The sequence below is a fragment of the Micromonospora halophytica genome, from assembly GCF_900090245.1.
GTDB lineage: Bacteria > Actinomycetota > Actinomycetes > Mycobacteriales > Micromonosporaceae > Micromonospora > Micromonospora halophytica.
The window spans coordinates 15998-36155 of the sequence record NZ_FMDN01000001.1; the positions used below are offsets into that span (position 1 = coordinate 15998).

Here is a 20158-nt window from a genome sequence, read left to right on the forward strand (position 1 = left end):
GATACCTAGTACCGACCGGTCCGAATGGCGTCGATCAAAGGGCTGCGAGGACGCTGGTCAGCGCTTCGCGAGCGCGTTGCGGGTCTCGTTGAGGCGGCGCAGGACGGTGCCGTCGTACAGGTCGGAACCGACCCGCACGCTCACCCCACCGAGCACCTCCGGGTCCACCGTCTGCTTGACGGAAACCTCTCGACCGTACATCTCGGAGAGGCGGACACCGAGGCGTCGCTCCTCCTCGTCGGTCAGCGGGGAGGCCACGGTCACGTACGCGACCTGCCGGTCCCGCCGGTCGGCGGCCAGCTCGACCAGTCGGGTGAGCGCCCCGGTGAAGGAGCGTCCCCCGAACCCGCCGAGGGCGACCCCGACGAGGTAGCCGGTGACCGGACGGGCCTTGCCGGCGAGCAGCTGGTCGACCAGGGTGGCCCGCTGCGCGGGCGGGGCCATCGGGTCGGAGAGCGCGTTGGACAGCTCCGGGGAACCGGAGACGACCTGCCCGAAGCGGAACAGCTCGTCCTCGACCTCACCGAGCTCACCGGCGCTGTCGGCGCTGGCGAGCAGCGCCTCCACACCGAGCCGCTCGGCACCGTCCAGCAGCTCCGTGGGCGCCGACCAGCGGCCGGAGACCAGCGTCGCGATCAGGTCGAGCGCGTCCGCGCCGATCCGGCCGCGCAGCATGTCACCGAGCAGGCCGGACCGGTCCGCGCCGGAACGGGCCGGGTCCGACAGGGCCCGGCGCAGCCGCGACTCGCGCCGCAGCAGGCCCGCGACGGAGAGGATGTCGTCGGCGGTGGAGGCCACCGCCGACGGCTCCGCACCACGGACGTACGCGTCGAGGCGCTCGGCCGCGACCTTGTACGACTCCCGGCTGGCGGCCTGCATCAGCGGGCCCCCGCGCTCTCGAGGCCGCTCAGGAACCGGTCGACGGTGCCCTTGCGACGTGCCTCGTCGGCGAGCGACTCACCGACGATCTTGCTGGCCAGGTCCACCGCGAGCGTGCCGACCTCGGTACGCAGCTCGCGGACGATGGTGGCCCGCTCGGCGACGAGCTGGTCCTTGCCGGCCGCGATGATCCGGTCGGACTCCTCCCGCGCCTTGGCGAGGATGTCCTGACGGATGCCCTCGGCGTCGGCCCGGGCGTCGTCCCGGATCCGGGCGGCCTCGCTGCGCACCTCGGCCAGCTGGGCACGGTACTGCTCCAGCAGCTGGTTCGCCTCGGCCTGGGCCGCCTCGGCGCGCTTGAGGCCACCCTCGATCGCGTCGACCCGCGCCTGGTACATCGCCTCCATGCGGGGCATGACGAACTTCAGCAGGACGAAGCAGAGCAGGGCGAAGGCGATCGTCCCGATGACGAGCTCCTGCCAGATCGGCAGGATCGGGTTGTGCTCGACGCCCTCTGCGGCGATGAACATGTCAGACCTCCGGGTCGGGAGAGTGCTCTCGTCAGACTGCGAAGGCGAGCACCAGGCCGAAGAGCGCGAGCGCCTCGACCAGGGCGAAGCCGAGGACCAGCCAGGTGCGGTTGTAGCCGGCGGACTCAGGCTGGCGGGCGCTCGACTGGATGTAGGCCGCGAAGACCAGGGCGACACCGATACCGGGGCCGATGGCGGCGAGGCCGTAGCCGATGGTGTTGACGCTGCCCTCGATAGCGGCAAGAACAGTCATTGCGGGTATTCCTCCTGTTCGACACGTGAGTTCTCACGCGTACGCGGGTCGGTACCAGAAGCTTGGTCGGGCCGGGTGGCCCGCCGAGCCCGATCAGTGCTCGTCGGCGAGCGAACTTCCGATGTAGTTCGCGCTCAGCGTGACGAAGACGTAGGCCTGCAGCACGGCGACCAGCACCTCGAAGAAGGCCATCACGATCGCCATCAGGAAGGAGAAGACCGAGGTCACCTGGATGAACAGGCTGCTCGAGTTGAGCATCACGAAGCCGCCGACGGTGAAGACCAGCAGGAGCAGGTGGCCGGCGAACAGGTTGGCGAAGAGCCGGAGGGCCAGGGTGACCGGGCGGACGATGAACGTCTGCAGGAACTCGATCGGGACCAGCAGGATGTGCATGGGCCACGGCACACCCGGGATGATCAGGCTCATCTTGAGGTACTTGCCGAGGCCGTGCTTGCGGGCGCCGATGTAGAGGTACATCACGTAGGAGATCGCCGCGAGCACGATCGGGAAGGCGATGTGCGAGTTGGGCGAGATCTGCAGGCCGGGGACGATGCTGAAGAGGTTGGTCAGCACGATGAAGCTGAACAGCACCGTGAAGTAGGGCGCGAAGCGGATGCCCGTGTTGCCCATCTGCTCCCGGGCGATGTTGTCCCGGACCAGGCCGTAGATCGACTCCGCGTACCACTGGGTCTTACCGGGCACCAGCTTGGGGTTCCGGTAGGCGACCATGAAGAAGATGATCAGGAGCGCGACCGCGAGCCAGACCATGATGCCGAACTTGGTGACCCAGGGGCCAGCCACCTCCGGCGGATAGAAATCTCCGACGCTGGGGGGCCAGGGAAGCTCCTGGGCGACGACCAGCTGTCCGCTCACCGTGTCATCCTCCGCACTCGACAGACCCGCGCGTGCTGGCACTCAAGCACTGAGCCTCTTCATGATCAGGTAGATCGCTCCGGCTGCGCCGAACATCATGCCGACGGCCACCCCGATACCAGTGGGCAGGTCCAACAGGCGCTCCACCAGCCATCCGAGGAAACCCCACACGACGATGCCGCCGAGCAGGTAACCCAGGACGGCGCCCGCCACACCCTCGGACGAGTGGTCGTCGGGTTTGCGGGTGGGGGGGTCGTCGGCCATGACGTGGCGAACAATATCAGCCGGCCGGTGCGGGAGTGTGCGGCACCCCCCACACTGGGCACGGGTGCGGGCTGCGCTGCGGAGGCGTCGATCGTGGCCCAGATTACTCCCGCGCCGGCCGCCGGCACAGCCCGACGTACCGGACGCGAACCCGACAGCACGCTCAGTCGTCGGAGCGCCGGTGCGTGGGCAGCGGCGAGCGCAGCGCCCAGGTCAGGTGCGCCCCGGTCCAGACCACCACGGCGGCGATGATGGCCACCCCCATGTCGGACAGTCCGGCCCAGCCGGTGGTCGCCACGGCCGCCATCACCACGCCGAGCAGCACGATCTTCGTGGCGTAGGTGACCAGCCCGACCGACATGATCAGCCGGGGGTTGACCGCGTCCGCCCAGGCGACCGAGACACCGGAGACCAGGTAGCTGACGACCACCAGCGCGATGCCGGCGGCCACCCCGGCCGCTCCGGTGGCCCCCCGCAGCACCGCCGCGGCCGGGACCGCCACCAGCGCGAGCGCCGCGCAGGCCAGCAGCGGCAGTCGCAGGTACGGCAGCCGGGCCCGGATGGCGCCGGGCTGCCCCGCGCGCGGCGCGCTCATCGGGGGTACGCCGGGAAGGCGGCGACCAGCTCGGCGACCTCGCCGGCGATCCCGGCGAGTGTGTCGGCGCCCCCGGGGGCCGACGGGTCGGTGCGGACCGCGCGGGCGATCAGCGCGGCGACCTGCCGCATCTGCCCCTCCCGCATGCCCTGGGTGGTGACGCTCGGGGCGCCGACCCGGATGCCGGAGGCGACCATCGGCTTCTGCGGGTCGTACGGGACGGCGTTCTTGTTCAGGGTGATGGTCGCGGCGTCACAGCGGGCCTCGGCCTCCGCCCCGGTCACCCCGGTCTCCCGCAGGTCGACCAGGGCCAGGTGGGTGTCGGTGCCGCCGGAGACCGGCCGCATCCCCTCGGCGGCCAGCCCGGCGGCGAGCGCCTGCGCGTTGGCGACCACCTGGGCGGCGTACGCGCGGAACTCCGGCTGCGCGGCCTCGCGCAGCGCGACGGCCTTGGCCGCGACGGCGTGCATCAGCGGGCCGCCCTGGGTGAACGGGAAGACCGCCTTGTCGATCCGCCGGGCCAGCGACTCCCGGCAGAGGATCATGCCGCCGCGTGGGCCGCGCAGCACCTTGTGGGTGGTGAGGCAGACCACGTCGGCGTGCGGCACGGGCGACGGGATCGCCTTCCCGGCGACCAGGCCGATGAAGTGCGCGGCGTCCACCATCAGGTACGCCCCGACCTCGTCGGCGATCTCCCGGAACCGGGCGAAGTCGATCAGGCGCGGATACGCGGTGGCGCCGCAGATGATCATCTTCGGGCGATGGGCCCGGGCGAGATCCCGCACCTCGTCGTAGTCGATCAGCTCGGTGTCCGGCCGGACGGTGTAGCCGACGGTGTGGAACCACTTGCCGGAGAAGTTCACCCGGCTGCCGTGGGTGAGGTGCCCGCCGTGCGGCAGGTCCATCGCCAGCACGGTGTCCCCCGGCTGCACCAGCGCGGCGTACGCGGCCAGGTTCGCGCTGGCCCCGGAGTGCGGCTGGAGGTTGGCGTGCTCGGCCTCGAAGAGCTCCTTCGCCCGGGCGATGCCGATCTCCTCGGCCCGGTCCACCTCGGCGCAGCCACCGTAGTAGCGCCGGCCCGGATAGCCCTCGGCGTACTTGTTGGTGAGGGTGGAGCCGAGCGCCGCGAGCACCGCCGGGGAGGTGAGGTTCTCGCTGGCGATCAGTTGCAGGCCGCCACGCAGCCGGTCCAGCTCACCGAGCACCACCCCGGCGATCTCCGGGTCGACGGTGCTGAGCTGCTGGAAATCCGGCCCCCAGAAGGTGTCCCTCGCGTTCTCCACAGCGAAGGAGTCTATGGGGCCGCACACTGGAAGCCGTGAGATGCCTCGTCACCGGAGCCACGGGTTACATCGGCGGGCGGCTGGCGCCCCGGCTGCTCGCCGAGGGGCACGAGGTGCGCTGCCTGGCCCGCAAGGCCGGCCGGCTGCGGGACGTGCCGTGGGCGGCGCGGGCCGAGATCACCGAGGGCGACCTACGGAAACCGGAGACGCTGCCGGCCGCCTTCGCCGGCGTCGACGTCGCGTACTACCTGGTGCACTCGCTCGGGCAGGCCGGCTTCGAGGCCGCCGACCGGGAGGCGGCGACCAACTTCGCCGAGGCCGCCGCCGCAGCCGGCGTACGCCGGATCGTCTACCTGGGCGGGCCCGAACCGAAGCAGGACGGCGAACTCCCCTCGCCGCACCTGCGCTCCCGCGCCGAGGTCGGCCGGATCCTGCTGGACAGCGGCGTGCCCACGGTGGTGCTGCGGGCCGCGGTGATCATCGGATCGGGCTCGGCCTCGTTCGAGATGCTGCGCTACCTGACCGAACGGCTGCCCGCCATGGTCACCCCGCGCTGGGTACGCAACCGGATCCAGCCGATCGCGGTCCGGGACGTGCTGCGCTATCTGGTCGCCTGCGCCACCCTGCCGCCGGAGGTGGACCGGGCCTTCGACATCGGCGGCCCGGACGTGCTCACCTTCCAGGAGATGATGCAGCGCTACGCCCGGGTCGCCGGACTGCGCCGCCGGATCATCCTGCCGGTGCGGCCGTTGACCCCGTCGCTCTCCTCGCACTGGGTCGGGCTGATCACGCCGGTGCCGAACAGCATCGCCCGACCGCTGGTGGAGAGCCTGGTCCACGAGGCGGTGGCGGGCGAACACGACATCGCCCGCTGGATCCCCGACCCACCCGACGGGCTGACCGGCTTCGACCAGGCCGTCGCGCTGGCGCTGGCGAAGGTGCGTGACGCCGAGGTGGAGACCCGCTGGTCCACCGCCAGCGGCCCGGACGCGCCGGCCGAGCCGCTGCCCAGCGACCCGCAGTGGTCCGGGGGCACGGCCTACACCGACGTCCGGGAACGGACGGTGGCGGCCCCGCGCGACGCGCTCTGGCGGGTCGTCGAGGGCGTCGGCGGCGAGCACGGCTGGTACTCCTTCCCGCTCGCCTGGTCGGTACGGGGCTGGCTGGACCGGCTGGTCGGCGGGGTGGGTCTGCGCCGGGGCCGACGCGACCCGCACCACCTCCAGGTCGGTGAGGCGCTGGACTTCTGGCGGGTCGAGGAGATCGTCCCGGGCGAGTTGCTGCGACTGCGCGCCGAGATGCGCCTGCCGGGCCGGGCCTGGCTGGAGATGCGCGCCGAGCCCACCGGGGACGGGAACAGCCGCTACGTCCAGCGCGCCGTCTTCCTCCCCCGCGGCCTCGCCGGTCACCTCTACTGGGGTGCGGTGGTCCCGTTCCACGCCATCGTCTTCGGCGGCATGGCCCGCAACATCGCCCGGGGCGCCGAACAGTCGTCCTGACCACCGTGGCCCGCGTCCGGCTCGCAGCGGTGGGTCAGTTGCCGTCCCGGGGGCCGGCCAGGCGGTAGGCGACGGCCTCGCTGGGCGGGACGAAGTCGCGTACCGGCTGGTCGCGCAGGGAGTGGTCGAGGAGCTGGCCGATCGCCGCGACCATCCGGCTCTGGACCGTCCGGCCGACCGGATCACGCGGGTCGTCGGGGTTGGCGGCGATCTGGGCGACCGCGAGTTGCGGGGTGAAGGCCACCACCGACGTCGTCTCGTTCCGCTCCGAGGTGCCGGTCTTGCCGGCCACCGGCCGGCCCAGCGCCCGGCGCATCCGCTCCGCCGTCCCGCCGTCGCAGCGGCCGTACATGGACTGGTCGCCGACCGGACAGCGGGCCGCGTCCGCCGCCGCCCGGGCCACGTCCGTGGCGACGACCTGCCGGCAGTCCGGACGTCCGGCGGCCACCTCCTGCCCGGCACTGTCGGTGATCGACACGACCGGCAGCGGGGCGCACCAGGTTCCCTCGGCCGCCACCGTGGCGTACGCGTTGGCCAGGTCGAGCGGGGTGGTGGAGGAGACGCCGAGGGTGAACGCGCCCCAGTCCCGCGCGCCGTTGCGGGCCAGTTCGGCGTCGCCGTCGGCGCGGAACGCGATGCCCAGCCGCTGGGCCATCTCCACCACCTTGTCCGCCCCGACCCGCTCGATCAGCCAGGCGAAGTAGGTGTTCACGGAGCGGCCGAAGGCGGTCCACATGCTGTGGTAGCCGTCCATGTACGACGGGGAGGCGTTGACCGGGCACCACCGGCCGCCGCAGCTCGCCCGCCCCTCGTCGGCCGGGAAGCGGGTGAGGATCCGGCTCGGGGCGTGGAAGCCGGTCTCCAGCGGCAGCCCCGACTCCAGCGCGGCCAGCAGGGTGAACAGTTTGAACGTCGACCCGGCCTGGTAGCCGGAGATGCCGTTGCCGCCGCCGACGAGCTGGTTGACCGTGTTCGGGTGGTTCTTCCACCCTCGCGGGTTCTCGGCCACGCTGTAGTTCCGGTTGACCGCCATGGCCAGCACCCGGCCGGTGCCGGGCTGGACCACCGCCGTGGGCACCGCGTGCCGCTCGTCGCGGTCGTAGATGCCGAGCACCTGCCGCATGGCGGCCTGCTGCACGTCGGGGTCGAGCGAGGAGACGATCCGGAAACCGCCCCGGCGCAGGGTGTCCTGCCGCTCCGGCACCGACCCGCCGAAGGCCGGCTGGGCACTCCACCACTGGGTGAACCAGTCGCAGAAGAACCCCCAGTCGTTCTGCTCCTCCGGCACCGCGGTGCAGTCGTTCGGGGTCTCGCTGGGCCGCAGCGCCAGCGGAGCCTCCTTCGCCTGCGCCGCCTCGGCAGGCGGCACCTGCTGCAGTTCCACCAACCGGTCCAGCACGTACGCCCGGCGGCCGAGCGCCGCGTCGGCGTCGCCGTTGATCGGGTCGTCGGTGTTCGGCGAGCGGACCAGTCCGGCCAGCAGGGCCGCCTGGGCGAGCGTGAGCTGAGCGGGCGGGATGGAGAAGTACCGCTTGCTGGCGGCGGCGATCCCGTACGCCCCGGCGCCGAAGTAGGCGATGTTGAGGTAGCGCTTGAGGATCTCGTCCTTGCTCAGCTCCCGCTCCAACGCGAGGGCGTACCGCATCTCCCGGATCTTGCGGGCGGCGGTGATCTCGGTGGCCGCCTCGCGCTGCTCCCTGGTCAGCCGGGGGTCGCCCGCCAGCACGTTGCGCACGTACTGCATGGTCAGCGTGGAGGCGCCCTGCCGGGTGACGCCGTCGCGCCGGTTGTTGGTGAAGGCCCGGACCACGCCCCGGACGTCCACCCCCTTGTGCTGGTGGAACCGGGCGTCCTCGGCGGCCACGATGGCCTGCCGCATCACCGGCGCCACCTTGTCCAGCGGCACGTGCACCCGGTCCTCGGTGTAGAAGGACGTGATCAGGGTCCGGCCGTCGTTGGCGTACAGGTTCGACCGCTGGACCGTCGGCGGCTTGCGCAGGCTCTCCGGCAGTTCGGAGTAGGGCAGGGCGAACGCGCCGAAGCCGATCCCGAACACCAGCGCGGCCGGAAGGGCCGCCACCGCCAGCACCAGCCCGGCGAGCACGCCGGCGATCAACACGGTGAACAACTTGTCGAGATGGGCCCGGTTCATCAGCTCTCCCCGCAGGAGCCGGCAGGACCCGTCCAGAATGACCCGCTACGCCCCTTCCGCCCTCACGTTTCCGCAGATCCGGAGGAAATTCGCGAGCGGGACACGGCGCGCAGAGCCGGACACGCCGCCGCCCGTCACCCGGGAGGGTGTCGACGGCTCCGGCCACCGGGTGCCGGCGCGGCGCCGCCGGGCCGACGACGCCGGCCGCCGGTCAGGGCAGCAGCGCCGTCGTGAGCGGGTGGACCGTCTCCTCGATCTCGTCGGCGACCCGGCCGAAGCACTGGTCGCCGCGCCCCCACGGGTCGTCCAGGTCGTCCGAGTGCAACGGGGACGCCCCCTCCCGAGCCGCGTCGGCGGCCGCCACCAGCGCCACGCCCCGGGCGTACACGACGTCGGGGGTGGACTGCGCCGGTGGCAGGGCGACGACGTCGACCAGCCCGAGCAGCCGGCCGAACTCACCGAGCACGAAGGTGCGCGAGGCGGCGTCCGGACGCAGCGCCACCACGTACTCCTGCTGGTCGGCCGTGGCGGTGAGGACGAGGTCGGCGGCGTCGATCAGGTCCGAACGGAGCTTGCGGGCGGCGAAGCCCTCGACCTCGCCGCCTCGGGCGAGCACCTGGCGGGCCGCCGGCGGGTTCATCCCCTCACCGGCGTGCCAGCCACCGGTGCCCGCGCTGTGGCTGTGCAGCAGCTCGTCCGAGCGGGTCGGATCGACGCCGAGCCGGTCCAGCCGCTGGCGGACGGCCAGCACCAGCAACCGCTCGGCCATCGGGGACCGGCAGATGTTGCCCATGCAGACGTGCAGGACGGTGAACGGCGGCACTCAGGCCCCCTGCTCGTCGAGGAGGTCCGGGACGACGTCCCGCAGCTTGTCCAGACCGATCGCGCCGAGGCGCAGCACCCGCGGCACCTCGCCGGTGAGGTCGACGATGGTGCTCGGCACCGGGTCCGGGCAGGGCCCGGCCTCCAGGTACGCGCGGACCTGGTACCCGAGCTGGTCGCGCGCCTCCTCGGCGGTGAGCGCGGCCGGCTGGCCGGTCTTGTTGGCCGACGCGACCGCCATCGGGCCGGTCTCCCGCAGCACCTCCAGCGCGACCGGGTGCAGCGGCATCCGGACCGCCACCGTGCCGCTGGCGTCGCCCAGGTCCCAGGCCAGGCTCGGGGAGTGCTCCACCACGATGGTCAGCGCCCCCGGCCAGAACGCCTCGACCAGGTCGCGGGCCGCGCGGGGCAGCGAGAAGACCAGGCCGTCGAGGGTGTGTCGGGAGCCGATCAGCACCGGCGGCGCCTGCCGGGAGCCGCCCTTGGCGTCGGCCAGGGCCTTGACCGCGTACGGGGTGAAGGCGTCCGCCCCGATCCCGTAGACCGTGTCCGTCGGCAGGACGACCAGCTCGCCGTTCTTGACCGCCTCGACGGCAGCGGCGATGCCGCGGTCCCGGTCGGCGGGCGACCGACAGTCGTAGAGCATCACGAGGAGCCAGTCTGCCACGCCGGGGCGGTGTCGGGGCGGGGGCCGTCCGCCCGGCGGGACGCGGTGGCGAACCGGGCCCGGCCGGCCAGGTCCCGGTGCTCCTCGACCTCGACGTACCGGCCGTCGGCGGCGAGCAGCGCCGGCACCGCCGCGCCGTGCGTGTCGTCGTGCTCGACGCCCAGCCCACCACCGGGGCGCAGCAGCTCGGCAGCGCGCGACAGCACCGGACGGATCACGTCCAGTCCGTCCGCCCCGCCGAAGACCGCCTCGTCCGGGTCGTGCCCGGCCACCTCCGGCGGTACGGCCACCGCGCGCGGCACGTACGGCGGGTTGCAGAGCAGCACGTCGACCCGGCCCACCAGGGCGGCCAGCAGCTGCGGATCGGTGACGTCGGCGGCGACCACCTCGACCGGCCGGTCCCCCGCGGCCGTCCGCTCGGCGGCGTTGCGCCGCAGCCACTCCAGCGCGGCCGACGAGCGCTCCACGGCCACCACCCGTGCCGCCGGCACCTCCTGGGCCACCGCCAGGGCGATCGCGCCGGAGCCGCTGCACAGATCGACCACCAGCGGGTCGGGTCGGCTGCGGGCCCGGGCGATCCCCCAGCCGGCGAGCAGTTCGGTCTCCGGGCGGGGCGTGAACACCCCCGGCCCGACGGCCAGCTCCAGGTGCCGGAAGCCGGCCCGGCCGGTGAGGTGCTGCAACGGCTCCCGGTCGGCCCGCCGGGCCACCAGCGCCTCGAACCGGTCCCGCTGGCCGGGGTCGAAGCCGTCGGCGAGCGCCAGCCGCCCCCGGGGCACGTCCAGCACGTACGCCGCGAGCTGTTCGGCCTCCGCCCGGGCCGAGGCGACCCCGGCGGCGGCGAGGGTACGGGCGGCGCGGGCCACGGCCAGCGAAGGCCGCTCGCGTTCTGTCCCTTCGGAGGGGTGGCGCGGCAGGGAGGTCACGACATAATCATGAAGCGTCGCGGCCCCCACCACGAGCGGGTGCGTCCCGACGCACACCGACAGGGAGGTTGGCAGGTGGCGTGGCTCGACCGGGTCGACGACCAGGTTGACGCTCTCCAACGCTCCCGGGCGTTGCAGGAGGCGAGCCGCTCGGCCGAGGCGTGCGGCCTGCTCGACCGGGTGCTGCGCACCACCGACGATCCGCACGCCCGGGCCGACGCCTTGATCCAGCGGCTCTGCGCACTGATCAATCTCGGCCGCACGGCGGAGTTCACCCGGGCCATCGAGGAGGCCTCCGACGCCGTCCGCGACCTGCCCGAGCCGTACCTGCACGGGCACCTCAACGCGCTGGCCGCGCTGGCCGCACACCACCAGGGCGCGCTGGACCGCTGCGTCACCCACCTGGTCCGGGCCGCCCGGGCGCTGGGCGCGGCCGAGGAGGAGGACCGGGACACCGCCTGGGGCTGGCACGACCTGGCGATGGCGTACTCCTACCTCAGCTTCCACGGGTACGCGCTCGGCGCGATCGAGCGGGCCCGGCAGCACGGGCTGACCGCCGGGCTCCCCGAGGAGGTCTTCGCCGCGCCGGGCATCCGGCTGCGCAACGCTGTCGCCCTCGACCACAACGGCGACAGCGACGGCTGCCTGCGGGTGCTCCGGGACATCGCCATCGACCTGGCCCGATTCGTCCGCGACGGCCGCGGCGACCGGCTGCGCCCCAGCAGCCTGGCCGCGTACGGCTACGCGGCGGCCCGCCGCGCCGCCCTCGGCGACCCGGTGGAGAGCGGCACGGAGGCCGACCCGGTCCGGCAGCTCGGCCACGGCGGGGACAGCGCCCGGGCCCGGGACATGCGCCAGCTCGGGCAGATCTGCCTGGCCATCGCCGACGGCCGGCCGATCGAGGCGATCACCCGCCTGGACACCGCCCGGGTCTCCAACGAGACGCTCGGGGCGGCCGAGCCGTCCCGGTTGCGCAGCATCGCCTTCGCCCGGGCGGGTGACCACGCGGCCGCGCACCGGGCCGACCGGATGGCGTTCCGCCTCGCCGCCCAGCGCAACGACCGGCTGCGGGACGTCTACATCGACGGCATCGCGGCCCGGATCGACCACGAGGAGATGCGCCGGGAGGCCGCCCGGTACGAGGGCGAGGCGCTCACCGATCCGCTGACCGGCCTGCCCAACCGGCGTCGGCTGGAGCGCTACGTCGCCTCCGTGACGGCTCGGGGCGAGCGGGTGGTGATCGGCGTCTGCGACCTGGACGGCTTCAAGGCGGTCAACACCCGCCACGGCCACCACTCCGGCGACCTGGTCCTGCAACGGATCGCCGGGGTGATCAACCGGGTGATGCGCCGGGGCGACTTCGTGGCCCGCTACGGCGGGGACGAGTTCGTGGTGGTGCTGTCGGGGGCCGGGATGACCGAGGCCGCCGAGGTGGCCCGCCGGATCGACGCGGCGGTGCGCACCGAGGACTGGGAGTCACTGGTGCCCGGCACCCCGGTCGGGGTGAGCATCGGCTTCGCCGAGGTCGACGGCGGCAACGGTGCCGCGCGGGACGCGCTCGGCGCGGCCTTCGAGATCGCCGACCAGGAGATGCTGCGCGCCAAGCAGCGCCCCCACGCCTCCTGATCCCGGAGGCCGGGTCAGGTCAGCGGCGGGTGAGTTCGGTGCCGCCGGCCAGCCGGGCGGCGCGGTCGGCCTCGCCCAGGGCGTCGAGGACGCCGTCCAGGTCACCGGCGAGAGCCAGGTCCAGGTTGTACGCCGTGTAGCCGATGCGGTGGTCGGTGATCCGGTTCTGCGGGAAGTTGTAGGTGCGGATCCGCTCCGAGCGGTCCACCGTACGCACCTGCGCCTTGCGGGCGTCGGAGGCGGCGGCGTCGGCCTGCTCCTGGGCCACGGCGAGCAGTCGGGCGCGCAGGATGCGCATCGCCTGCTCGCGGTTCTGCAACTGGGACTTCTCGTTCTGGCAGGAGACCACGACACCGGTCGGCAGGTGGGTGATCCGGACCGCGGAGTCGGTCGTGTTGACCGACTGCCCGCCCGGACCCGACGAGCGGAACACGTCGATCCGCAGGTCGTTCGGGTCGATGGTGACGTCGACGTCCTCCGCCTCGGGAAGCACGAGCACGCCGGCGGCGCTGGTGTGGATCCGCCCCTGCGACTCGGTGACCGGCACGCGCTGCACCCGGTGCACGCCGCCCTCCCACTTCAGCCGGGACCAGACCCCGTTGCCGCCCTCGGGCACACCCTTGGTCTTGATGGCCAGCGAGACGTCCTTGACCCCGCCCAGGTCGGAGTCCTGCGCGTCGATGACCTCGGTGAGCCAGCCGCGGCGCTCGGCGTACCGGGTGTACATCCGCAGCAGGTCACCGGCGAAGAGGGCGGACTCCTCGCCGCCCTCGCCCGCCTTGATCTCGATGATCACGTCCTTGGCGTCGTGCGGGTCGCGGGGAATGAGCAGCTCGGCCAGGCGCTCCTCCAGCGCCGGCAGGACGGCCGCGATCGAGTCGACCTCGGCGGCGAAGGACGGGTCCTCGGCGGCCAGCTCCTTCGCCGCGGCCAGGTCGGCGCGGGCCTGCTCCAGCTCACCGGCCGCCTTGTGCAGCGGGACCAGTTCCGCGTACCGGCGACCGACCCGGCGGGCGGTGCCCTGGTCGGCGTGGATGGCCGGGTCGGCCAGCCGCTTCTCCAACTCCGCGTACTCGTCGAGGAGGGCGGCCAGACGCTCGCTGCTCATGCGGGGATGCTCCTTCGACGATCGGACGGCTGGGCCGGCTGCTGGTCGGACGACCAGAAAGGGGGCGGAACGGACGAACGCCCGCGCCCGGCACGGAGCCGGACACGGGCGTCGTCGCTGAAGCTACTTGGCCTTCTTCGCCTGAACCTTGGCGTACTTCTGCTGGAACTTGGCGACCCGACCGGCGGTGTCGAGGACGCGCTGCTTACCGGTGTAGAACGGGTGGCAGGCGCTGCAGGTCTCGACGTGGATGGCGCCGCCCTTGGCGGTGCTGCGGGTCGTGAAGGTGTTACCGCAGGAGCAGGAGACCTCGGTGGTCACGTACTCCGGGTGGATGTTGGGCTTCATGTCGCCTCGGTCCTCTCGTCGGTGGTCGCCGGGTCGCCGCTGATCTCCCCGTCGCCTGGTGCGCGACGGACTCGGGCGTGAACCGGAACCGGTGGCCGATTGACCAGTGTGCCATGGGCGTGAGCCGACCCGTCAGGCGGGCCGCACGATCGGTCCGCACACGCCAACGCCCGGCGCACCTCCCGCATTCCCACCGCCCGGGGCAGCATTCACGCCGGCGGCGTACGGTGGGACCGTGTCCGATTCGTCCCTGAACCGGAGGGCGACGGGCAGGACGCCCCGTCTGGTCGCCACCCGAGGGCTGCCCGCCTCCGGCAAGACCACCTTCGCCCGTACGCTCCAACCGGCCGTGGTCCGGGTCAACCGGGACGACCTGCGCCGGATGTTGCACGGCGAACGGCTCTTCACCCAACGCGCCGAGTACCAGGTGACGCTCGTCCAGCGGGCCCAGGTGGAGGCCCTGCTGCGCTCCGGCGCCAGCGTCTGCGTGGACGACACCAACCTGCGCTCGCGCAGCCTGCGCGAGTGGGCCGACCTGGCCGCCCGCCACGGCGCGGAGTTCGAGGTGCACGACTTCACCGACGTGCCCCTGGACGAGTGCCTACGCCGCGACGCCGCGCGGGCCGAGGGCGACCGGGTCGGCGAGGCAGCCATCCGCCGGCTGCACGAGCGCTACCTGGCCCACCGCCCGCTGCCGCTGCCGGTGCCCACGGCCCGCACCGGACGGCCCGGCGCGGTGGACGCCGCCCCGGCCGCGCCGCCGGAGGTCGTGCTGGTCGACATCGACGGCACGGTGGCGTTGGCGGTCACCCGCAGCCCGTACGACATGACCCGGGTGGGCGAGGACGAACCCAACGAGGCGGTGATCGCGGCGGTCCGGGCGATGCACGCCGCCGGGTACGGGGTGGTCTTCTGCTCTGGCCGGGACGCCTCCGCCCGGGAGGACACCGTGGCCTGGCTGGCCCGACACGTCCGGGTGCCGTACCTCGGGCTGCACCTGCGCGCGGTGGGCGACCACCGCAAGGACGCCGTGGTGAAACAGGAGATCTACGAGCGCGAGGTGCGTGACCGGTACCGGGTGGCCGGCGTCTTCGACGACCGGCTGCAGGTGGTGCGGATGTGGCGGTCACTGGGGTTGACCGTCTTCCAGGTCGCCGAGGGCGACTTCTGAGCGGTGAGCCGACGGGCTCACCCCGTCGGCTCACCCGGGCGACCCGGGCGCGCGTCGCACCCGCGCGCCCGGAGCCACCCCTCAGGCGGCGGGAGCCTCCCCCGGGTCCACCGCCGTCAACGCGACCGTCGCCTCGGCACGTACGCCGTTGACGGTCACCGCCAGTACCACCGACGCGCCGGGCCGCAGCGCGGTCAACTCCCCGGTCGCCGGGTCGAAGCGCGCCACATGCCACGGCTTCACCCCGGCCGCCGGTCCGACGTGCACGGAGGGTGAGCCGGACCAGTCCGCGCTCACCGGCGCCGCCACCGGCACGGCACGACCACCGGGCTGGGTCAGCGTCGCCGTCACCCGGGCCGGCGTGCCCACCGCGACGGTGGCCGGGGCGGTCACCGCCAGCCGGTCGACGTGCGCGTGGAACTCGACCGCGACCCAGCGCGGCCCCTCGGCGAGCGGGTCGCGCCGGGCCCGGTCGGCCTCGGCCGGGGTGACCGGGTCGACGCCGACCTCCGTCCAGCCGGTGAAGCCACCGAGCTGCGCCGGAGTGGACGGGTTCTTGCCGGCGTTGCCGTTGACCACGTACGGCACCCCGTCGACCCGGTCGGCGTGGAAGGTGCCGACGTGCCCGCCGACGAAGAGCGCCCCCTTGCCGGTGCGGTGCTGGAAGTCGGCGAGCCACTGCTCCACCAGCGCCGCCTCCTTGCGGTCGGTGAGCTGGCTGGCCTTCGCCGGGCTGGGGTCGCGCGGCGGGTGGTGGTGCAGCACCACGACCGAACCGACCGCCTTGTCCCCGGCGGCGGAGTCGAGCGCCTCACGCAGCATCCGCACCTGGTCGAAGCCGCCGCCGCGCAGCGAGCCGGTGGCCGAGCTCAGCGTGACGAACCGGGTGCCCCGGTGGTCGAAGACCCGGGACGTGTCGCCGAAGACGGCCCGGAAGTTGTCGATCGGGGCGCCCATGATCTCGTGGTTGCCGGGGACGTAGTACCACGGCACCGCGCCGCCCAGTTCCTCGTCCAGCAACCGCTTCGCCAGCGCGAAGCCCGCCGGGTACGCGGTGTCGACGAAGTCGCCGGCGATCACCAGGAAGTCGGGGTCCGCCGCGCGGACCTCGCGGAGCGTACGGCGGGCCTGGGCGACCAGGTCGCTGTCCGGGTCGGCGGCGACGAACTGGGCGTCGGAGAGCACCGCGAAGCGCCAGGACGCGCCGTCCACGGTGCCGTCGCGCAGCACCACCCGGTCGGTGCGGGCCGGCTCGGCGGGTACGTCCACGGTGGGCGGCACCTTCGCCACCAGGTCGTCGACGATCACCTCGCTGGTGTACTGCGCGTCCGGCCGCGTCTCCGCCACGTAGAACCGGCGCACCCGCACCGGGTACTGCACCCCGGCCGGGACGGCGAACTCGACGTACCGCCAGCCGGACCAGGTGACCAGTGGGCCACGCAGGACGTGCTGGGTGTCCTGCGCGTCGTGCAGGTGCAGGCTGGGCCACTCCCCGGTGCCGTTGCCGTGGATCCACATGCCGAACGCCTGCGGCTGGCCGGGCACCTCGACCCAGGCCGGCGGGTCGGCGTACGCGGCCCGGGTGCCGGTCGAGCGGCTGAAGTCGTACGACATCCGCAGCCCGGTGCCGGTGCGCCCGGGGGCGGGGGCGACCGAGCCGGCGGCCCGGGCCTGGCTGAACCGCCAGGAGGCTGCGTCGTCGAAGCCGGCCACCGGCACGTCGGTCAGCCCGACGGTGACCGGCAGGACCGTGGTGTGGCCGCCGACCCGGGCGGTGACCAGGGCGGAACCGGTGTCGGTGAGCGCCTTGACCGACAGGTTGCCGTCGGCGGTGGGGGTGACCTCCAGCAGCTCACGGTCGTACTCCAGGGCCAGGTCGGCCGGCTCGACCGGGGCGGTGTTCCCCTCCGCGTCGTAGCCGACGACGCCGAACAGGCCGGTGTGCCCGGACCGGTTCAGGCCCAGCCGGTCCACGGTGGAGTCGATCCGCGCCAGCGGGCCGAGCACGGTCAGGTCCAGGGTGCCGCTGGCGGCGTCCCGCCAGGCGGTGACGGTGCTCCGGCCGGGGGCGCCGGCGGAGAAGACGCCGTCACGGACCGTGCCGTGCACCGCCGGGTTCGCCCGCCACCGGGGCGCGCCGGCCGCCGGGCCGTACGTCTCGTCGTGGCCGGCGGCGGTGAGCCGGCGGGTGAGGCCGGGGAAGACCCGGTCGGGTCGGCCACCCCGGACCGGGGCGACCCCGGGCGCGGCGGTCGGGTCGCTCGCGGTCTCCAGCCAGTACCCGGTGAGCCGGCCGCTGCCCGGCGGGGCGTAGACGGCCAGGCCGTTGGGCACGGCCCGTTCGACGCCGTCGGAGGGGCTGTTCTCCACCTGCACGGCGGCCGCGCCGGGCTCCCGGGCGAGCAGGGTGGACGAACCGCCACCGTCCAGGTTGAGCGCGTGGTGTGCGCCGAGTTCGGCCATCATCCGGCCCATCTCGGTCTGCGTGACGCCCCGGCTGTCCACCTGCCGGCCGTCCACGGTGAGCAGGATCATCCGCCGGCCGTCGACGGAGAAACCGACCGCGGTGCGCGGGGCCAGGGTCGGGTCGACGACGGACTGCACCACCCCGTCGCGGACCAGCACGTTGCCGCCACCGACCGCGGCGTGCAGCGTGCCGCCGTCGGAGGGCTTCGGCTGCCAGGTCAGGTCGACCGGGTCGCCGGGGCGCAGCGCGGCCAGCGCGTCGGCGCCGGCGTCCCGGCCGAGCAGCACGGTGCTGCCGGCCGGAATCAGGCCGTCGCCCGCCACGCCGCTCACCGAGGCGACCCGGCCGTCGCGGACGACCACCTCGGCCACCCGGGCCGCCCCGGCCACCGCACGCGTCCGGGGGTACGACCCCCAGAGCGCGGTGAACACGCCGACGCCGCCCGCCTGCACCATGTTGTTGAACTGGGTCAGCCGCAACGGCCCGGCGGGCAGCGTGGCGGTGCCGTCGAAGTGCACCTGCACCACCCGGCCGAGGCCGTCGGCGGTGATCGCGGCGGCGTTGTGGTGCCCGGCGACCGGCGACTGGACCAGCTCACCGCCCTGGATGCCGACGCCCTGCGCCGCGCCGGAGTTGTTGATGTCGAAGAAGTCGCCGTTGACCGCGGCCACCGCCCGGGACCGGTCCACCGCGCCGCGCAGCGGCTCGGCCTTCGCCACCGCGCCGGAGTTGACGTAGTCGACCCGCAGCCCGCCGGTGAGGTCGGCGGTGAGCGCGTCGGCACGCAACCAGCCGGTCGCGTCGTACCGGTCGAAGGAGGTGAGGTGCAGTCCCGGCGCGACCGGCCGGGTGGTCTTCGCGGTCTCCAGGCCCCCGGCCGGCTCGACGCCGGTGGTCGTCGCGGTCGCGGCGGTGCCGGCGGCCGGGTCGCGGGCCAGCGTGACGGAACCGGCGGGGTGCGACGAGGCGCGGGGGGCGTCCTCGACGGCGGTTCCGCCGCCGGGGTCGGGTGCCCCCGCGCCGGCCGGTACGGGCCCGGCCAGGCTGATCAGTGGCGTCAGCAGCAGGACGCCGGTGAGGCGGGCGGTTCGACTGCGGGTGGGCATGGACGACAGTCAACCCGAAGACGAACAGGAGTTTCAATACCTCACGCTGAACTGAAGGAAAACTTCAGACCGCCCCGGGCCGTGGCCGCCCAGCGTCACCACGTACGGCGCTGACCTGCCGCCGGGCCCTCTACCCAGAAGGGCACGACCGGTGACCGGTCGTGCCCTTCCGTCGTCTCGGCCCGGGCTACTCGCCCGGCGTCGACTTCGCGATCTGCATCAGGAACTCGATGTTGGTACGGGACTGCTTGAGCCGGTCCAGCAGGAGGTCGAGCGCCGCCTGCGAGTCCAGCGAGTGCAGCACCTTGCGGAGCTTGTGCACGATGGCCAGCTCCTCCGGCGCGAGCAGGATCTCCTCCTTGCGCGTGCCGGACGGGTGGATGTCGATGGCCGGGAAGGTCCGCTTGTCGGCGATCTTCCGGTCCAGCTTCAGCTCCGCGTTGCCGGTGCCCTTGAACTCCTCGAAGATGACCGTGTCCGCCATCGACCCGGTCTCCACCAACGCGGTGGCGAGGATGGTCAGCGAACCGCCGTTCTCGATGTTGCGGGCCGCACCCAGGAAGCGCTTCGGCGGGTACAGCGCGGTGGAGTCGATACCACCCGACATGATCCGACCGCTGGCCGGCGCCGCCAGGTTGTACGACCGCCCGAGCCGGGTCACCGAGTCGAGCAGCACGACGACGTCGTGCCCCAGCTCGACCAGGCGCTTGGCCCGCTCGATCGCCAGCTCCGCCACCGTGGTGTGGTCCTGCGGCGGACGGTCGAACGTGGCCGCGATGACCTCGCCCTTCACCGACCGCTGCATGTCGGTGACCTCTTCGGGCCGCTCGTCCACCAGCACCACCATCAGGTGGCACTCCGGGTTGTTGTGCGTGATCGCGTTCGCGATCGCCTGGAGCACCATGGTCTTACCGGCCTTCGGCGGCGACACGATCAGCGCGCGCTGCCCCTTGCCGATCGGCATGACCAGGTCGATCACCCGGGTGGTGAGGATGTGCGGCTCGGTCTCCAGCCGCAGCCGCTCCTGCGGGTACAGCGGGGTGAGCTTGTAGAACTCGGGACGACGCTTGGCCTCGTCCGGCTCCATGCCGTTGATGGTGTCCAGCCGGACCAGCGGGTTGTACTTGTCCCGCCGCTGCTCACCGTCGCGGGCGGCACGCACCGCACCGGTGATCGCGTCACCACGGCGCAGGCCGTACTTCTTGATCTGCGACATGGAGACGTACACGTCGTTCGGGCCGGCCAGGTAGCCGGTGGTCCGGACGAAGGCGTAGTTGTCGAGCACGTCGATGATGCCGGCCACCGGGACGAGCACGTCGTCCTCGCCGACCTGCGGCTCCCGGCCGCCGCCGTCGTTGCCGCCCTCGGCCCGCTCGCCGCGGCCCCGCCGACGGTCACGGAAACGGCTGCGCCGGCCACGCCGACCACCGCCCTCGCCGTCCTCGTCGGAGTCGTCGGGGCGCGGTGACCGGTCGCCACCGCGGTCGTTGCGGTCGCCCCGGTCGTTGCGGTCACCACGCTCGGCCCGCTCGTTGCGGTCGCCGCCACGCTCGGCCCGATCGCCACGCTCGGCCCGGTCACCACGGTCG

18 protein-coding genes are annotated in these 20158 nt (G+C 73.4%); 3 read left to right on the forward strand and 15 right to left on the reverse strand.

What is annotated here, in order from left to right; all coding sequences use genetic code 11:
- Positions 1 to 57: 57 nt before the first annotated feature.
- The 7 genes from GA0070560_RS00085 to GA0070560_RS00115 all read right to left on the reverse strand — a co-directional run bounded on the left by GA0070560_RS00085 (position 58) and on the right by GA0070560_RS00115 (position 4677).
- Positions 58 to 879, reverse strand: a complete 822-nt coding sequence (locus GA0070560_RS00085; RefSeq protein ID WP_091289742.1) for a F0F1 ATP synthase subunit delta — start codon at positions 877 to 879, stop codon at positions 58 to 60.
- Entirely contained in the window at positions 879 to 1409 is a 531-nt protein-coding gene (locus GA0070560_RS00090; RefSeq protein ID WP_091289744.1) for a F0F1 ATP synthase subunit B, read from the reverse strand. The genes GA0070560_RS00085 and GA0070560_RS00090 overlap by 1 nt, the downstream gene beginning before the upstream one ends.
- 31 nt (positions 1410 to 1440) lie before the next feature.
- Positions 1441 to 1662, reverse strand: a complete 222-nt coding sequence (atpE, locus tag GA0070560_RS00095; RefSeq protein ID WP_091289747.1) for an ATP synthase F0 subunit C — start codon at positions 1660 to 1662, stop codon at positions 1441 to 1443.
- A 93-nt stretch (positions 1663 to 1755) separates the two neighbouring features.
- Positions 1756 to 2577 carry a F0F1 ATP synthase subunit A gene (gene atpB, locus GA0070560_RS00100; protein WP_091289749.1) on the reverse strand — a complete coding sequence of 274 codons (822 nt, stop codon included), beginning with the start codon at positions 2575 to 2577 and terminating at the stop codon, positions 1756 to 1758.
- On the reverse strand, positions 2578 to 2799 hold the full coding sequence (locus GA0070560_RS00105) for a hypothetical protein (RefSeq protein ID WP_091289751.1): 222 nt from the start codon (positions 2797 to 2799) through the stop codon (positions 2578 to 2580).
- A gap of 163 nt (positions 2800 to 2962) precedes the next feature.
- On the reverse strand, positions 2963 to 3394 hold the full coding sequence (locus GA0070560_RS00110; RefSeq protein WP_091289753.1) for a hypothetical protein: 432 nt from the start codon (positions 3392 to 3394) through the stop codon (positions 2963 to 2965).
- Positions 3391 to 4677 (reverse strand): serine hydroxymethyltransferase, encoded by a 1287-nt coding sequence (locus GA0070560_RS00115; RefSeq protein WP_170839224.1) that lies wholly within the window; start codon positions 4675 to 4677, stop codon positions 3391 to 3393. The genes GA0070560_RS00110 and GA0070560_RS00115 overlap by 4 nt, the downstream gene beginning before the upstream one ends.
- Before the next feature lie 35 nt (positions 4678 to 4712).
- Here GA0070560_RS00115 and GA0070560_RS00120 point away from each other — a divergent pair, with 35 nt between their 5' ends.
- A complete protein-coding gene (locus GA0070560_RS00120) occupies positions 4713 to 6176 on the forward strand; it encodes an SDR family oxidoreductase (protein WP_091289758.1) in 1464 nt (487 codons plus the stop codon).
- A 34-nt stretch (positions 6177 to 6210) separates the two neighbouring features.
- Here the strand turns inward: GA0070560_RS00120 and GA0070560_RS00125 are convergent, their stop codons facing one another.
- The 4 genes from GA0070560_RS00125 to prmC form a co-directional block, all read right to left on the reverse strand.
- Positions 6211 to 8328, reverse strand: a complete 2118-nt coding sequence (locus GA0070560_RS00125; protein ID WP_091289761.1) for a transglycosylase domain-containing protein — start codon at positions 8326 to 8328, stop codon at positions 6211 to 6213.
- A 211-nt stretch (positions 8329 to 8539) separates the two neighbouring features.
- Positions 8540 to 9151 carry an arsenate reductase/protein-tyrosine-phosphatase family protein gene (locus GA0070560_RS00130; protein ID WP_091289764.1) on the reverse strand — a complete coding sequence of 204 codons (612 nt, stop codon included), beginning with the start codon at positions 9149 to 9151 and terminating at the stop codon, positions 8540 to 8542.
- Positions 9152 to 9796, reverse strand: a complete 645-nt coding sequence (locus GA0070560_RS00135; RefSeq protein ID WP_091290781.1) for an L-threonylcarbamoyladenylate synthase — start codon at positions 9794 to 9796, stop codon at positions 9152 to 9154.
- Positions 9796 to 10743 carry a peptide chain release factor N(5)-glutamine methyltransferase gene (gene prmC / locus GA0070560_RS00140; protein WP_091289766.1) on the reverse strand — a complete coding sequence of 316 codons (948 nt, stop codon included), beginning with the start codon at positions 10741 to 10743 and terminating at the stop codon, positions 9796 to 9798. Before prmC ends, GA0070560_RS00135 begins: the two co-directional genes overlap by 1 nt.
- 75 nt (positions 10744 to 10818) lie before the next feature.
- On the opposite strand from prmC, the gene GA0070560_RS00145 reads away from it, so the two are divergent.
- The gene (locus GA0070560_RS00145) at positions 10819 to 12369 is read left to right on the forward strand and encodes a GGDEF domain-containing protein (protein WP_091289768.1); all 1551 of its coding nucleotides are present in this window, start codon (positions 10819 to 10821) and stop codon (positions 12367 to 12369) included.
- 19 nt (positions 12370 to 12388) lie between these two features.
- Here GA0070560_RS00145 and prfA read toward each other — a convergent pair whose 3' ends face one another.
- Entirely contained in the window at positions 12389 to 13477 is a 1089-nt protein-coding gene (gene prfA, locus GA0070560_RS00150; RefSeq protein ID WP_091289770.1) for a peptide chain release factor 1, read from the reverse strand.
- Positions 13478 to 13600: 123 nt separating this feature from the next.
- A complete protein-coding gene (gene rpmE / locus GA0070560_RS00155) occupies positions 13601 to 13825 on the reverse strand; it encodes a 50S ribosomal protein L31 (protein WP_088975813.1) in 225 nt (74 codons plus the stop codon).
- A gap of 235 nt (positions 13826 to 14060) precedes the next feature.
- Between rpmE and GA0070560_RS00165 the strand changes: the two genes are divergently transcribed.
- Positions 14061 to 14996, forward strand: coding sequence for a phosphatase domain-containing protein (locus GA0070560_RS00165; RefSeq protein WP_245675295.1), 936 nt, complete (start codon positions 14061 to 14063; stop codon positions 14994 to 14996).
- Between the two features lie 81 nt (positions 14997 to 15077).
- Here GA0070560_RS00165 and GA0070560_RS00170 read toward each other — a convergent pair whose 3' ends face one another.
- On the reverse strand, positions 15078 to 18569 hold the full coding sequence (locus tag GA0070560_RS00170) for a phosphodiester glycosidase family protein (RefSeq protein WP_091289775.1): 3492 nt from the start codon (positions 18567 to 18569) through the stop codon (positions 15078 to 15080).
- A gap of 187 nt (positions 18570 to 18756) precedes the next feature.
- The coding region (gene rho / locus GA0070560_RS00175) for a transcription termination factor Rho (RefSeq protein WP_245675296.1) at positions 18757 to 20158 on the reverse strand (1402 nt) is incomplete at its 5' end.

Excerpts from the sequence above, each read along its gene's own strand:
- GA0070560_RS00085 (WP_091289742.1), bottom strand. The coding sequence starts at position 879 with ATGCAGGCCGCCAGCCGGGAGTCGTACAAGGTCGCGGCCGAGCGCCTC.
- GA0070560_RS00090 (WP_091289744.1), bottom strand. The coding sequence starts at position 1,409 with ATGTTCATCGCCGCAGAGGGCGTCGAGCACAACCCGATCCTGCCGATC.
- atpE (WP_091289747.1), bottom strand. The coding sequence starts at position 1,662 with ATGACTGTTCTTGCCGCTATCGAGGGCAGCGTCAACACCATCGGCTAC.
- GA0070560_RS00105 (WP_091289751.1), bottom strand. The coding sequence starts at position 2,799 with ATGGCCGACGACCCCCCCACCCGCAAACCCGACGACCACTCGTCCGAG.
- GA0070560_RS00110 (WP_091289753.1), bottom strand. The coding sequence starts at position 3,394 with ATGAGCGCGCCGCGCGCGGGGCAGCCCGGCGCCATCCGGGCCCGGCTG.
- GA0070560_RS00125 (WP_091289761.1), bottom strand. The coding sequence starts at position 8,328 with ATGAACCGGGCCCATCTCGACAAGTTGTTCACCGTGTTGATCGCCGGC.
- GA0070560_RS00135 (WP_091290781.1), bottom strand. The coding sequence starts at position 9,796 with ATGCTCTACGACTGTCGGTCGCCCGCCGACCGGGACCGCGGCATCGCC.
- prfA (WP_091289770.1), bottom strand. The coding sequence starts at position 13,477 with ATGAGCAGCGAGCGTCTGGCCGCCCTCCTCGACGAGTACGCGGAGTTG.
- rpmE (WP_088975813.1), bottom strand. The coding sequence starts at position 13,825 with ATGAAGCCCAACATCCACCCGGAGTACGTGACCACCGAGGTCTCCTGC.
- GA0070560_RS00170 (WP_091289775.1), bottom strand. The coding sequence starts at position 18,569 with ATGCCCACCCGCAGTCGAACCGCCCGCCTCACCGGCGTCCTGCTGCTG.